Genomic DNA, 13,015 nt, shown 5'->3' on the forward strand with positions numbered 1-13,015 from the left:
AGCAGTGCAACGCGGCTTTCGCTCACCGTTGCGAGGTGGCGTATATTACGCTTTCCTCTTTCAGAGTCAAGCGATTATTTCACGCTTTTCTCTTCAACCGGCCCGGCTGCTTGTGTGAAGTGATTCACATCTGCCGTGTCGATGGAGGCGCATTATAGGGAGTTCTCTGGCGGTGACAAGCGGAAAAAGACAATTTTATTTCAACCGCTCACCTTTTGGCCATAACGCCTATTTTTGCTGCTTTTTGATGGTTTCCGGCAGTGCTGCAAGGCTATTAATCACCCAATCCGCTGCATTTTCTGCTTCTGGCGTAACGGGTTTGCCGGTACGCACCAGAATTTTATGACCGACACCTGCTGCGGCAGCTGCCTGCATATCTTCCAGTTTGTCGCCCACCATATATGAAGCGCTCATATCTATATGAAGGAACTCTTGTGCCGAGATGAGCATGCCCGGATGCGGTTTACGGCAATCACAGGTCTGACGATATTCGTCCACGGTTCCTTGCGGGTGATGAGGACAATAATAGATACCGTCCAGGTCGACGCCACGATCGGCCAATGACCAGTCCATCCATTCAGTTAATGTCTCAAACTGTGCTTCGGTGAATTTACCGCGCGCGATACCTGACTGGTTGGTGACGACCACCAGCGCAAAACCCATCTCTTTTAATTCACGCATGGCATCAATAACGCCATCGATGAATTCAAATTCGTCTATCTCATGCACGTAGCCATGATCAACATTAATAGTGCCGTCACGATCGAGAAAAATTGCGGGTACTGATTTTGCCACCGGTTTGCTCCTGAAAAGGGATGTCCGGTTAGTATCTCATGAATCACCGCGCAATAAAGTGCTCATCACGCAGAGTTGGATTGATTTAGACGTCTGGATGCCTTAACATCCATTTTGTTGACGGTCATCGCCCGTATAAGGCAGCAGAAAATGCCACGGCTAACTTACATACGATAAAAATAATCTAATGATTAAACTTTCGAATATCACCAAAGTGTTCCAGCAAGGGAACCGAACCATTCAGGCGTTGAACAACGTTAGCCTGCATGTTCCGGCTGGACAGATTTATGGCGTCATTGGTGCCTCCGGTGCAGGTAAAAGTACGCTCATCCGTTGCGTTAACCTGCTCGAACGCCCGACTAAAGGTCAGGTTCAGGTTGATGGCCAGGAGCTGACAACCCTTTCCGAAACGGATTTAACCAAAGCTCGCCGCCAGATTGGCATGATCTTCCAGCACTTTAACCTGCTCTCCTCCCGCACCGTATTTGGCAACGTCGCCTTGCCGCTGGAGCTGGACAATACGCCAAAAGACGAAATCAAACGTCGCGTTACTGAGCTGCTGGATCTGGTCGGTCTGAGCGATAAGCATGATATCTACCCTGCTAACTTATCCGGCGGGCAAAAACAGCGCGTGGCCATTGCACGTGCGCTGGCAAGCAATCCAAAAGTGTTGCTCTGTGACGAAGCCACCAGCGCCCTGGATCCTGCAACTACCCGCTCGATTCTGGAACTATTAAAAGACATTAACCGTCGCCTGGGACTGACGATCCTCCTTATTACGCACGAGATGGACGTGGTTAAGCGTATTTGCGACTGCGTGGCGGTGATCAGTCAGGGTGAACTGATTGAGCAAGACAGCGTGAGCGAGGTGTTCTCGCATCCCAAAACCCCGCTGGCGCAGCAGTTTATTCAGGCCACATTACATCTGGATATCCCGGAAGATTATCAGGCGCGTTTAAAAAGCTCTCCAACAACCGACAGCGTGCCAATGCTGCGAATGGAATTTACGGGCAAGTCAGTGGATGCCCCACTGCTGTCTGAAACCGCCCGTCGTTTCAACGTGAACAACAATATTATTAGCGCGCAGATGGATTACGCCGGTGGCGTGAAGTTCGGCATCATGCTGACCGAAATGCACGGCACACAACAGGATACCCAGGCCGCTATCGCCTGGCTGCAAGAGCATCATGTAAAAGTAGAGGTACTGGGTTATGTCTGAGGCAATGATGTGGTTGCTGGCACGCGGCGTATGGGAAACGCTGGCAATGACCTTCGTATCCGGCTTTTTCGGTTTTGTCATTGGTCTGCCGGTAGGCGTACTGCTGTATGTCACCCGCCCGGGTCAAATTATCGAGAACGCAAAACTGTATCGCACGCTCTCTGCGCTGGTGAACATCTTCCGTTCTATTCCCTTCATTATTCTGTTGGTGTGGATGATTCCCTTCACCCGCGTTATTGTTGGAACTTCCATCGGCCTGCAGGCGGCTATCGTTCCCCTGACTGTAGGCGCGGCGCCATTTATCGCCCGTATGGTTGAGAACGCATTGTTAGAGATCCCGTCAGGTCTGATTGAAGCGTCACGCGCCATGGGTGCAACGCCGATGCAGATCGTTCGCAAAATCTTACTGCCAGAAGCCCTGCCGGGTCTGGTGAATGCGGCAACCATCACGCTGATTACCCTGGTGGGTTACTCTGCGATGGGCGGCGCTGTCGGTGCAGGCGGTCTGGGTCAGATCGGTTATCAGTACGGCTACATTGGCTACAATGCCACTGTTATGAATACCGTGCTGGTCCTGCTGGTTGTACTGGTTTATCTCATTCAATTCTCAGGCGATCGCATCGTCCGGGCAGTTACGCACAAATAACGTTACACAATACAAACTCGACGAGTTAAGGATAAGAACATGGCGTTTAAATTGAAGACCTTTGCTGCGGTAGGCGCGCTGATTGGCTCTCTGGCACTGGTAGGCTGCGGTCAGGATGAAAAAGATCCAAATCACATCAAAGTGGGCGTTATCGTCGGTGCGGAACAGCAGGTTGCAGAGACGGCAGCCAAAGTGGCGAAAGAGAAGTATGGCCTCGACGTCGAGCTGGTAACTTTCAACGATTACGTTCTGCCGAACGAAGCACTGAGCAAAGGCGATATCGACGCTAATGCCTTCCAGCACAAACCGTACCTGGATCAGCAGATCAAAGATCGCGGCTACAAGCTGGTTGCGGCAGGAAATACCTTCGTTTATCCAATCGCGGGCTACTCCAAGAAAATTAAATCGTTAGAAGAGCTGCAGGACGGTTCTCAGGTTGCGGTACCTAACGATCCAACTAACCTCGGTCGTTCCCTGCTGCTGCTGCAGAAAGTGGGCCTGATTACGCTGAAAGACGGTGTTGGCCTGCTGCCGACCGTTCTGGACGTTACCGGCAATCCAAAGAACCTGAAAATTGTTGAGCTGGAAGCACCACAGCTGCCACGTTCTCTGGACGATGCGCAGATCGCCCTGGCGGTTATTAACACGACTTACGCCAGCCAGATCAACCTGACGCCAGCCAAAGACGGTATCTTCGTTGAAGACAAAGATTCCCCGTACGTGAACCTGATCGTAACCCGTGAAGATAATAAAGACGCGGAGAACGTGAAGAAATTCGTACAGGCTTACCAGTCTGATGAAGTTTACCAGGAAGCCAACAAAGTCTTTAACGGCGGAGCAGTTAAAGGCTGGTAATCTGACCTTTGTGTAATATCATTCATGACGGGCGAAAGCCCGTCTTGTCATTTATGCAGGCAACTGATTCAATAACTGACGATTTGATTATTCATAGAGGAAATATTATGCGTGCTTTACCGATCTGTCTTTTAGCACTGATGCTGAGCGGCTGTTCTATGCTAAGCAGATCTCCTGTTGAACCTGTTAAAAGCACAGCAACCCCGCCAAAAGTGGAGCCTGAAAAACCAAAAGCGCCACGCCCTGCGCCAGTCAAAATCTATACCAGCGCTGAAGCGTTAATCGGTAAACCGTTCCGCGATCTGGGTGAAGTCTCCGGCGAATCTTGCCAGGCCAGCAATCAGGACTCTCCGCCGAATATCCCAACGGCACGTAAACGCATGCAGATCAATGCCTCAAAAATGAAGGCCAATGCGGTTCTGCTGCACAGCTGCGAAGTCACCAGCGGCACGCCAGGCTGCTACCGCCAGGCTGTTTGCGTAGGTACTGCTCTTAACGTCTCGGCAAAATGAGTGTGTTCCAGTTCGAGCAGATAGGCGTTATCCGCTCTCCTTATAAAGAGAAGTTTGCCGTACCCCGTCAGCCTGGGCTGGTAAAAAGCGGTGGCGGCGAACTTCACTTGCTCGCGCCGTATAATCAGGCCGATGCCGTGCGCGGACTGGAAGCGTTTAGCCACCTGTGGGTGCTGTTTATCTTTCATCAGACCATGGCTGGCGGCTGGCGGCCAACCGTGCGCCCGCCTCGTCTCGGCGGTAATGCCAGGATGGGGATATTTGCCACGCGCTCGACCTTCCGCCCAAACCCCGTCGGTATGTCGCTCGTTGAACTGAAAGGCATCCGCTGTCAAAAAGACCAGGTGATCCTCGAACTGGGCAGTCTGGATCTGGTCGACGGCACGCCGGTAGTGGATATCAAACCCTATCTGCCCTTTGCCGAAGCCTTGCCGGATGCGCGTGCCAGCTATGCCCAGCAGGCCCCTCAGGCGGATATGCCGGTGTACTTTACCGACGAGCTGGTTCACACGTTAATCCAACTGGAAAAGCGTTACCCTCGCCTACGGGATTTTATCGTCGAGGTGCTGGCGCAAGATCCTCGCCCAGCCTATCGCAAGGAAGAAGAAGCCGGGAAAAGTTACGCCGTCTTGTTGCTGGACTTCAATGTTCGCTGGCGCGTTACGGCGGCGGGCTTTGAAGTGTTTGCCCTCGAGCCGCAGTAATTTTATTCTCTTCTCTTTTGGCATCATTGCCACACTGGTAAACTAAACCACTTTTTTTGTGTCAGGCTGCCCTGTCAGCCTGTTCCAATCGTCGAAATGGAACCGTAACAACATGCGTACTAGCCAATATCTGCTCTCCACACTGAAGGAGACACCTGCCGACGCCGAAGTTATCAGCCATCAGCTGATGCTGCGCGCCGGGATGATCCGCAAGCTGGCCTCCGGGTTGTATACCTGGCTGCCGACCGGCCTGCGCGTCCTGAGAAAAGTCGAGAACATCGTGCGTGAAGAGATGGATAACGCCGGTGCCATTGAGGTGTCCATGCCCGTGGTTCAGCCCGCAGACTTGTGGGCGGAGAGTGGTCGTTGGGAGCAGTACGGCCCGGAATTACTGCGCTTTGTTGACCGCGGCGAGCGCCCATTTGTTCTGGGTCCAACGCATGAAGAAGTGATCACCGATCTGATCCGTAATGAGCTGAGCTCTTACAAACAGCTGCCGCTGAATTTCTATCAGATCCAGACCAAATTCCGTGACGAAGTACGCCCGCGTTTTGGCGTGATGCGTTCCCGTGAATTCCTGATGAAGGATGCGTACTCCTTCCATACCTCACAGGAATCACTGCAAGAGACCTATGACAAGATGTACGACGCGTACAGCAAAATCTTCACCCGTATGGGTCTGGATTTCCGTGCTGTACAGGCCGATACCGGTTCCATCGGCGGTAGCGCATCCCATGAATTCCAGGTGCTGGCGCAGAGCGGCGAAGATGATGTGATCTTCTCTGACACCTCTGATTACGCGGCCAACATCGAGTTTGCTGAAGCCCTGGCCCCCGCTACGCCACGCGCGGCAGCCACTGAAGCGATGACGCTGGTTGATACGCCGAACGCCAAAACCATTGCTGAGCTGGTTGAGCAGTTCAATCTGCCGGTTGAAAAAACCGTTAAGACGCTGCTGGTGAAAGCGGTTGAAGGCAGCAGCTACCCGCTGGTTGCCCTGCTGGTGCGTGGCGATCACGAACTGAACGAAGTTAAGGCAGAAAAACTGCCACAGGTTGCCAGCCCACTGACCTTCGCGACCGAAGCAGAAATCCGCGCGGTGGTGAATGCCGGTCCAGGCTCTCTCGGCCCGGTCAATATGCCGATCCCGGTAGTGATTGACCGTACCGTTGCGGCAATGAGCGATTTCTCTGCCGGTGCCAACGTTGATGGTAAACACTTCTTCGGCATCAACTGGGATCGCGACGTAGCGACCCCGGAAGTGGCTGACATTCGTAATGTGGTCGCAGGCGATCCAAGCCCGGATGGCCAGGGCGTGCTGCAGATCAAACGCGGTATCGAAGTGGGCCACATCTTCCAGCTGGGCAACAAGTATTCCCAGGCACTGAACGCATCCGTACAGGGCGAAGATGGCCGTAACCAGATCCTGACCATGGGTTGCTATGGTATCGGGGTAACGCGCGTGGTTGCCGCTGCAATTGAGCAGAACCACGACGAACGCGGTATCGTCTGGCCGGACAACATTGCACCGTTCCAGGTAGCAATCCTGCCGATGAACATGCATAAGTCTTATCGCGTCCAGGAGTTGGCCGAGAAGCTGTATAGCGAGCTGCGTGCGCAGGGTATCGAAGTGCTGATGGACGATCGTAAAGAGCGTCCGGGCGTGATGTTTGCCGATATGGAACTGATCGGTATTCCACACACTGTGGTTATCGGTGATCGTAACCTCGACAATGACGAAATTGAGTACAAATACCGTCGTAACGGCGAGAAACAGATGATCAAGACCGGTGAGGTGCTTGATTACCTGGTGAAAGCCATCAAGGCATAAGCCACAAAAAACCCCGCTTCGGCGGGGTTTTTTATTTCAGTTATTTGCTGTCGCAATTCTTACCGGCTTCAAACCTGGCGTCGCGGTCCGGCACCAGCGTTTTGATTTTTTCCCCGCTGTCCGGGTTAGCTTGCAGCGTAAAGTGACCGTCAACCGTGAGCAGCACCGGTTTAGTATCATTCCCACGCGCTGCTGCGTAATCCCGCTCCAGCTGAGCGTTATTTGCCACACTCACCTTTTTGCCGGTGGCACAGTCGGTGAAGATCGCTGCATCAGCCATATAGAAATACATGCCACGCATCGCCATTGGTGTCGCCGGCAGCGCGGCGGTTATGGGTGCCAGCGTGTAGTTAAACTGTGACACGATGGGGTTGCCCTGCATGTCGAGCATCTCCAGCCCTTCGCCTTTGGCACGGAAATAACGCTTTTCGCCCGCCGTATCGGTCAGCACCAGCTTATCGGCAGTTCTGGCCCATGTACCATAGCTGGCAAAGGTGGAAGGGGCTTTGGCGCCCTGATAGTGCTGGTTCATTACCCAGGTGCCATCTTTTTCCAGAAACAGCGAGGTTTCGATACCCTCGCAATCAGCGCAAGGCAAGACACCGCGCCAGCTCTGCTGCATGGGTTTTAACGCCTCTGCCTGGGTCGGTTCCAGCACTTCCATCTCAGCACGGTTATGACACCCCATCAGGACGAACAGCGCGCTTGCTGCCACCACGGAAAATATCGCTGATTTCACTTTTTATTCCTTATCGTATCTCAACTGTCGCCCGTTAATCCTGAGGACGGCGAACTTTGCCACGCAGCGCCTTGACGGATGATTTCTGTGACTTAGACGCCAGGCGGCGCTCTTTCGAGGCGCGGGTCGGACGGGTCGCCCGACGGCTTTTTTGCACTGCCGTGAGTTCCTGGATCACCGCCACCAGCCGGGCCAGCGCCGCTTCCCGGTTCATCTCCTGGCTGCGGTACTCCTGGGCTTTGATAATAATCACCCCTTCACTGGTGATCAGATGGTGGCTGGCGGCCAACAGACGTTCTTTATAGTACTCTGGCAGGCTGGATGCCCGAATGTCAAAGCGCAGATGAATAGCCGTTGAGGTTTTATTCACATGCTGGCCCCCCGCTCCCTGAGCGCGGATCGCGGTGATCTCAACGTCATTATCAGGGAGGCTGACCGTTCGGGACAGAACAATCATGAGCGGGACTGCCAGGCTACAAGATGAATTTCCAGATTATTCTCAGCATCCGATAACCAGATGGCCCCATCCTGGATCGTCGCCTGCAGGATCATGGTTCGACCGGCAAACGCACTCAGCTTAGCCAACTGTTCATCATCCAGATACCAGACAGACAGGTTATTGAATTGCGAGCATTTATTCTTGTTCTGCTGCCACCAGATCTCCGCGGCGCGGCTGTTATAGGTGAAGAGCGCCACTTCGGCAGACTGGGTGCAGGCTTTCTTAATACGGCGCTCATCCGGCAGGCCAAGCTCAATCCACAGATCGATACCCATATGGTCGTTGCGCAGCCAGGCTTCTGGCTCCTCTTCCGCGCTTAAGCCGCGGGTAAACTGCAGTCGCTCGTTGGCATACTTAATCCATGCCAGCAGACGCAGCATCATGCGCTCCTGGGTTTCAGAGGGATGACGCGCCAGCGTTAATGTCGCATCCAGAAACTGATTGCGGTCTAAATCCGCCACATTGACCGCGGCTTTGTAAATTGTCGCTTTAAGCGCCATGAGAGAACTCCTTTCGAATCAGGTGCGCATTGTAGCGAAATCTCTGCCAAAAGGCTGTTACAGGCTCGCGAATGTCTGCTATATCAACCTGCTGATATTGCTTAAATGAGTATGGTATAGTCACCTTGCTAAACCGGGTTAATGCTCGTAGGCTTAATTGTATCTCACAGTAAAGTCAGTGCGCTGGCAGGAGGGGATGTGAATAATTATTGTGAGCTAATTCGCAAACGGTATGCGGAAATTGCCAGCGGCGATCTGGGGTATGTCCCCGATGCGTTGGGCTGTGTATTGAAAGTTCTGAATGAAATAGCGTCGGATGACACGCTTTCAGAATCGGTCAGAGAAAAGGCAGCCTATGCTGCTGCGAATTTACTGGTGAGCGATTATGTCAATGAATGAAACTTATCAACCCATCAACTGTGATGACTATGACAACCTCGAACTCGCCTGCCAGCATCATTTGGTTTTAACGCTGGCGTTAAAAGATGGCGAAGTCCTGAAGGCAAAGGCGAACGATCTGGTATCCCGTAAAAATGTGGAGTACCTGGTGGTCGAGGACGGCGGCGCAACGCGTGAACTCCGTCTCGATAAAATCGCCAGCTTCAGTCATCCCGAAATCGGCACCGTCGTGGTGAGCGAGTCCTGATCCTCTGTAACGGGCAGCCTGCTGTCCGTTACGTATTCCACTCCAGCTGTACACCCTTATCCGTATCCGCCACGCCTTCCCGCGTCACAAACACGCCCGCAGCCGCCACCAGCGTTTCGCCGTAAAACAGCAGCGGTGTGGAATCCCGACGCCAGGGCGCAACATTAAGCTCCTGCCAGATTTTTTTGATCTTACGCCCCCCGTTTCGCCCGACAATATGCATCGTTCCGCTGGCCCGGAAGCGCACCGTCACCGGCTCATCAGGCTGCGGCAGGCGCAAGTTACCGCCTGCGTTGAGATGCAGAGTACCCAGCCCTTCCGGTAGCAACAGAGGCCGATCCAGACAGGGCCAGTCAATAACCCGATCGGCAAGCGATGCGTGGCTTTTTACCCACCACAGTTGCCCCTTAAAGCGCCTGATTTCTCCCTCACCTGAACGCAGCCGCGGTGCCGCATCTTCCCTGGCAAGCGCCACTTCATCCCAGAGCCGGGTAAGCATAGCGCGCGACGGCATTAACGCCCCGTGTGCCGCCAGCCATCTTCGCAGGAGTGCAGCCCGACGTACCGCGCTCATCTCCTCCAGCGGCGCGATCGCCAGCGCCCCGTCGTCAGAAACCAGGGACGACAGCTCATCAGCCAGCAGTTCATCAAGGAGCTGCTCCTGTTCCGCGCACAGCGTGGCGCTACGGGAGGTGGCTTGTGCGAAATGGGGCCAGCGTTGTGTCAACAGGGGCACTACACGCAGACGCAGGAAATTGCGGTCATAGCTGTCGTCCTGGTTACTTTCATCTTCAATCCAGCGAAGACCCCAATGCTGCGCCTCGGCAAGCAGCGATTCTCGCGTCTTGCCGAGCAGGGGACGGATCTGTTCGGTATCGGCAAAACGCGCCCGCACAGGCATGGCCGACAGTCCTGCCGGGCCGCTACCGCGCTTGAGCGCCAGCAAAAAGGTTTCACACTGATCGTCCAGGTGTTGCGCCGTGACCAGCGCTTCCCCGGGTAACAGCGCCTCGTGAAAAGCGGCATATCGCGCCTTGCGTGCCTGCGCTTCCAGTCCCAGCCCCTCTTCCGCCAGCGTCACCCGCGCCACGATCAGGGGAATATCCCATTCATGACAGAGGCGTTGGCAATGCGCCACCCAACTGTCAGCGTGCGGGCTGAGACCGTGGTGAATGTGGATAGCGCGTAGTTCTAGGTCGGGCGCCTGTTCACGCCAGCGCATCAACTGATGCAGCAAAACCGTGGAATCCAGGCCACCGCTAAATCCCACCAGCAGTCGGCGGTATGGGTGGAGGGCGTGCTGAAGATCGGCTGTGGTCATCGTCATCATCTGTGCAGGAAGATGCCCGGCACGTTACCGGGCAATTCCCAGGGAGGCAAGCGTTACTGCTGGTACAGCTCCAGCGGCAGGCCATCAGGATCGGTGAAGAAGGTGAAGCGTTTGCCGGTGAAGGGGTCGATGCGGATGGCTTCACACTTTACGCCATGCGCGTCGAGATGCTGCACGGCCTGGTCGATGTCATCCACGCTAAAGGCGAGATGACGTAAACCGCAGGCTTCCGGCCGGGACGGGCGCGCTGGCGGGAATGGGAACGAAAACAGCTCAATGACGTACTGGCCGTTCAGCGCCAGGTCTCCCTTCCAGGAGTCGCGCTCCTCGCGATAAAACTCACTTTGCAGGGTAAATCCCAGCGTATCGCAGTAAAACGCCTTACTCGCGGCGTAGTCGGTAGCAATAATGGCAATATGGTGAACCTGCTTTAAGCCCAGCATGGTTTCTCCTTTTTAATGTGCCTGAACGTTATATCCGAACCCCCGTGCCGTGCAAGGGGTCACTGCGCTTTTAGGACACGTACCCGATAGTTGCCATCTTCATCCCGTTTGGCACCGTGGATATCGGTTTCGAACCCAGGATAGTGACGACCAATCGAACAGAGCATAAGCAGGAAATCCAGCACCGCCCTGCTCTGCTCGGTGATCATCTCTCCCGGCATCAACAACGGCACGCCCGGCGGATAGGGCAGGATCATATTGGCGGAGATCCGTCCGACCAGATCCTCCAGATCGACCGTTTCCACCTCCCCTTTCACCTGACGCTGCCAGGCATGATGAGGAGTGAGCTTCATTTCCGGCAGAACGTCAAATGCCTGCAGCATCAGCCGCGGCAGATCGTGCTGGCGGATGAGCTTATGGATCCCCTGGGCCAGATCCTGAATGCGCATGTTGCGGTAAAAGTCGGGATCCTCGGCGTAGAGATCCGGCAGCATATTTTTGACCCGCAGATTCAGATCGTAGGCGCGTTTAAACTCCATCAACCCGCGCAGCAATCCCATCGCCCGGGTTTTATCGATACCAATGCTGAACAGGAACAGCAGGTTATATGGCCCGGTTTTCTCCACTACGACACCGCGCTCATCAAGGAACTTCGCCACCAGCGCAGCCGGGATCCCCTCCTCGCTCATCACACCCTGCTCATCCATACCCGGTGTGAGAATGGTGACTTTAACCGGATCGAGGAACATATGATCCGCATCGGCATCGCGAAAGCCATGCCAGCTCTCCCCAGGTGCAACAGGCCAGCATTCGGCTTCGTCGATATCGTCCGGCTGCCAGATATCAAAGAACCAGCCGTCGGCTTCATCTTTAAGTCGCTGGACCTCTTTGCGAAAATGCAGGGCGCGTTCAACGGAGCGGTTGATCAGACGCTTACCGGGATTGCCGCGCAGCATTGCCGCCGCGGTTTCAATCGAGGCCACCAGCGGGTAACTCGGCGAGGTGGTGGTATGCATCATAAAGGCTTCGTTGAAGGTCTCTTCGTCGTATTCACCTTTAATGTGGATCAGCGAGGCCTGGGAAAACGCCGCCAGCATCTTATGCGTGGACTGGGTTTCGAAGAACACTTTTCCCGGTACCCGCTCGCCGCTCATCCCGCTTTTACCGGCATAAATCGGGTGGAAATTGGTATAGGGCACCCATGCAGAGTCAAAATGGATCGAGGGCACATCCAGGGTCTGTTTCACCCAGTTGGTGTTGTACAGCAGGCCGTCGTAGGTGGAGTTGGTGATCACCGCATGAACCGGCCAGCTTGCCCCCGGAACGGTCGCCACTTTACTCTCAATTGCCACATGGGAGAATTCCCGGCGCGGGATCCCGCCCAGAATACCCAGCGCGTTACGGGTGGGCGATAGCCAGATCGGCACCACGTCGCTCATCATCAGCAGATGCGCCAGCGATTTATGGCAGTTGCGGTCAATCAATAAGGTACTGCCATCCGGCGCGGCGTACATGCCGACAATTTTGTTCGAGGTCGAGGTGCCGTTAGTCACCATATAGCTCTGCTCGGCCCCGAAGGTGCGGGCGATATACTCTTCGGCTTCGAGATGTGGACCGGTATGATCCAGCAGCGATCCCAGCTCCGTCACCGAGATCGACACATCCGCCTTCAGCGTGTTCCCGCCAAAGAAATCATAAAACAGACAGCCCACCGGGCTTTTCTGGTACGCCGTTCCCGCCATATGGCCCGGGGTGCAGAAAGTGTATTTCCCCTCTTTCACATAGGTGAAGAGTGCACGGGTAAACGGCGGGGTAATGGTATCAAGGTACTCACCGGTATATTGCTGGATACGGGCGGCGATATCGTCTGCTACCCCAAGGGAATACTCAAAAAACCACAGCGCCATACGCATTTCTTGCGCGCTAATATCCATCGTCGAATGCGTATTAATAAAGGCATACAACGGAAGATATTCATTAAGTTGATTGATATCGCTACACAGCTCGAGGTCGTACTCATCCCAGTCGAAGATAACGCCGCAAATACGCGGATTATGTTCGATAAATTTCAGTAGATCGGCGCTGTTTTGTGGCCAGATAAGTTGAAACCCGCGGGATGTTAACGCCTGCTCCAGCTCCTTGATGGGTTCGTCTTTATAAAAGACGCCGTGCGGCCCCATAATGGCAATGATGTTCACGGTTTACCTCCTTAAAAAACATTCACTAAGCATAGTTGAGGTAAACCGCAGGCATAAAAAAAGCCGCAACGATGTGCGGCTTTTCAGAGTATGGCCTG

15 protein-coding genes are annotated in these 13,015 nt (G+C 54.3%); 8 read left to right on the forward strand and 7 right to left on the reverse strand.

All coding sequences use genetic code 11. The features are described 5' to 3' along the window. Positions 1-228: 228 nt before the first annotated feature. Positions 229-795, reverse strand: coding sequence for a D-glycero-beta-D-manno-heptose 1,7-bisphosphate 7-phosphatase (gene gmhB, locus C3F35_RS07520; protein WP_059308689.1), 567 nt, complete (start codon positions 793-795; stop codon positions 229-231). A 187-nt stretch (positions 796-982) separates the two neighbouring features. Here gmhB and metN point away from each other — a divergent pair, with 187 nt between their 5' ends. From metN to proS, 6 genes are all read left to right on the forward strand, one after another. Then, positions 983-2,014, forward strand: a complete 1,032-nt coding sequence (gene metN / locus C3F35_RS07525) for a methionine ABC transporter ATP-binding protein MetN (RefSeq protein ID WP_059308690.1) — start codon at positions 983-985, stop codon at positions 2,012-2,014. Continuing rightward, positions 2,007-2,660 (forward strand): methionine ABC transporter permease MetI, encoded by a 654-nt coding sequence (locus C3F35_RS07530; RefSeq protein ID WP_032616645.1) that lies wholly within the window; start codon positions 2,007-2,009, stop codon positions 2,658-2,660. The genes metN and C3F35_RS07530 overlap by 8 nt, the downstream gene beginning before the upstream one ends. A gap of 39 nt (positions 2,661-2,699) precedes the next feature. Continuing rightward, the gene (metQ, locus tag C3F35_RS07535) at positions 2,700-3,515 is read left to right on the forward strand and encodes a methionine ABC transporter substrate-binding lipoprotein MetQ (RefSeq protein WP_032616644.1); all 816 of its coding nucleotides are present in this window, start codon (positions 2,700-2,702) and stop codon (positions 3,513-3,515) included. 107 nt (positions 3,516-3,622) lie between these two features. Continuing rightward, complete coding sequence (rcsF, locus tag C3F35_RS07540) at positions 3,623-4,027, forward strand: Rcs stress response system protein RcsF (RefSeq protein ID WP_032616643.1); 405 nt, start codon at positions 3,623-3,625, stop codon at positions 4,025-4,027. Then, positions 4,024-4,731, forward strand: a complete 708-nt coding sequence (gene tsaA, locus C3F35_RS07545; protein WP_103792763.1) for a tRNA (N6-threonylcarbamoyladenosine(37)-N6)-methyltransferase TrmO — start codon at positions 4,024-4,026, stop codon at positions 4,729-4,731. The genes rcsF and tsaA overlap by 4 nt, the downstream gene beginning before the upstream one ends. 112 nt (positions 4,732-4,843) lie before the next feature. Next, positions 4,844-6,562: a proline--tRNA ligase gene (proS, locus tag C3F35_RS07550; protein WP_032616641.1), complete on the forward strand. Its 1,719-nt coding sequence runs from the start codon at positions 4,844-4,846 to the stop codon at positions 6,560-6,562. Between the two features lie 40 nt (positions 6,563-6,602). Here the strand turns inward: proS and nlpE are convergent, their stop codons facing one another. From nlpE to C3F35_RS07565, 3 genes are all read right to left on the reverse strand, one after another. Beyond that, a complete protein-coding gene (gene nlpE, locus C3F35_RS07555; RefSeq protein ID WP_233628972.1) occupies positions 6,603-7,250 on the reverse strand; it encodes an envelope stress response activation lipoprotein NlpE in 648 nt (215 codons plus the stop codon). An 85-nt stretch (positions 7,251-7,335) separates the two neighbouring features. Next, positions 7,336-7,758: an alternative ribosome rescue aminoacyl-tRNA hydrolase ArfB gene (arfB, locus tag C3F35_RS07560; RefSeq protein ID WP_032616638.1), complete on the reverse strand. Its 423-nt coding sequence runs from the start codon at positions 7,756-7,758 to the stop codon at positions 7,336-7,338. After that, positions 7,755-8,300, reverse strand: coding sequence for a YaeQ family protein (locus C3F35_RS07565; RefSeq protein WP_032616636.1), 546 nt, complete (start codon positions 8,298-8,300; stop codon positions 7,755-7,757). The genes arfB and C3F35_RS07565 overlap by 4 nt, the downstream gene beginning before the upstream one ends. A 198-nt stretch (positions 8,301-8,498) precedes the next feature. Between C3F35_RS07565 and C3F35_RS07570 the strand changes: the two genes are divergently transcribed. Next, positions 8,499-8,699 (forward strand): YaeP family protein, encoded by a 201-nt coding sequence (locus tag C3F35_RS07570; protein WP_032616635.1) that lies wholly within the window; start codon positions 8,499-8,501, stop codon positions 8,697-8,699. Then, positions 8,686-8,946 carry a Rho-binding antiterminator gene (gene rof / locus C3F35_RS07575; protein ID WP_059308693.1) on the forward strand — a complete coding sequence of 87 codons (261 nt, stop codon included), beginning with the start codon at positions 8,686-8,688 and terminating at the stop codon, positions 8,944-8,946. The genes C3F35_RS07570 and rof overlap by 14 nt, the downstream gene beginning before the upstream one ends. Before the next feature lie 28 nt (positions 8,947-8,974). Here rof and tilS read toward each other — a convergent pair whose 3' ends face one another. From tilS to C3F35_RS07590, 3 genes are all read right to left on the reverse strand, one after another. Beyond that, positions 8,975-10,267, reverse strand: a complete 1,293-nt coding sequence (tilS, locus tag C3F35_RS07580) for a tRNA lysidine(34) synthetase TilS (RefSeq protein WP_103792762.1) — start codon at positions 10,265-10,267, stop codon at positions 8,975-8,977. Positions 10,268-10,329: 62 nt separating this feature from the next. Next, the gene (locus C3F35_RS07585) at positions 10,330-10,719 is read right to left on the reverse strand and encodes a VOC family protein (RefSeq protein ID WP_059308695.1); all 390 of its coding nucleotides are present in this window, start codon (positions 10,717-10,719) and stop codon (positions 10,330-10,332) included. 59 nt (positions 10,720-10,778) lie between these two features. After that, the gene (locus tag C3F35_RS07590) at positions 10,779-12,917 is read right to left on the reverse strand and encodes a lysine decarboxylase LdcC (protein ID WP_103792761.1); all 2,139 of its coding nucleotides are present in this window, start codon (positions 12,915-12,917) and stop codon (positions 10,779-10,781) included. Between the last annotated feature and the right edge of the window lie 98 nt (positions 12,918-13,015).

The sequence above is a fragment of the Leclercia sp. LSNIH3 genome (assembly GCF_002935105.1).
In the GTDB taxonomy this organism is placed as follows: domain Bacteria; phylum Pseudomonadota; class Gammaproteobacteria; order Enterobacterales; family Enterobacteriaceae; genus Enterobacter; species Enterobacter adecarboxylatus.

Coding starts and splice junctions, on each gene's coding strand:
- tsaA (WP_103792763.1), top strand. CDS start 4,024: ATGAGTGTGTTCCAGTTCGAGCAGATAGGCGTTATCCGCTCTCCTTAT.
- rcsF (WP_032616643.1), top strand. CDS start 3,623: ATGCGTGCTTTACCGATCTGTCTTTTAGCACTGATGCTGAGCGGCTGT.
- tilS (WP_103792762.1), bottom strand. CDS start 10,267: ATGACCACAGCCGATCTTCAGCACGCCCTCCACCCATACCGCCGACTG.
- rof (WP_059308693.1), top strand. CDS start 8,686: ATGTCAATGAATGAAACTTATCAACCCATCAACTGTGATGACTATGAC.
- metN (WP_059308690.1), top strand. CDS start 983: ATGATTAAACTTTCGAATATCACCAAAGTGTTCCAGCAAGGGAACCGA.
- C3F35_RS07565 (WP_032616636.1), bottom strand. CDS start 8,300: ATGGCGCTTAAAGCGACAATTTACAAAGCCGCGGTCAATGTGGCGGAT.
- metQ (WP_032616644.1), top strand. CDS start 2,700: ATGGCGTTTAAATTGAAGACCTTTGCTGCGGTAGGCGCGCTGATTGGC.
- C3F35_RS07530 (WP_032616645.1), top strand. CDS start 2,007: ATGTCTGAGGCAATGATGTGGTTGCTGGCACGCGGCGTATGGGAAACG.
- C3F35_RS07585 (WP_059308695.1), bottom strand. CDS start 10,719: ATGCTGGGCTTAAAGCAGGTTCACCATATTGCCATTATTGCTACCGAC.
- nlpE (WP_233628972.1), bottom strand. CDS start 7,250: ATGGGGTGTCATAACCGTGCTGAGATGGAAGTGCTGGAACCGACCCAG.
- arfB (WP_032616638.1), bottom strand. CDS start 7,758: ATGATTGTTCTGTCCCGAACGGTCAGCCTCCCTGATAATGACGTTGAG.
- proS (WP_032616641.1), top strand. CDS start 4,844: ATGCGTACTAGCCAATATCTGCTCTCCACACTGAAGGAGACACCTGCC.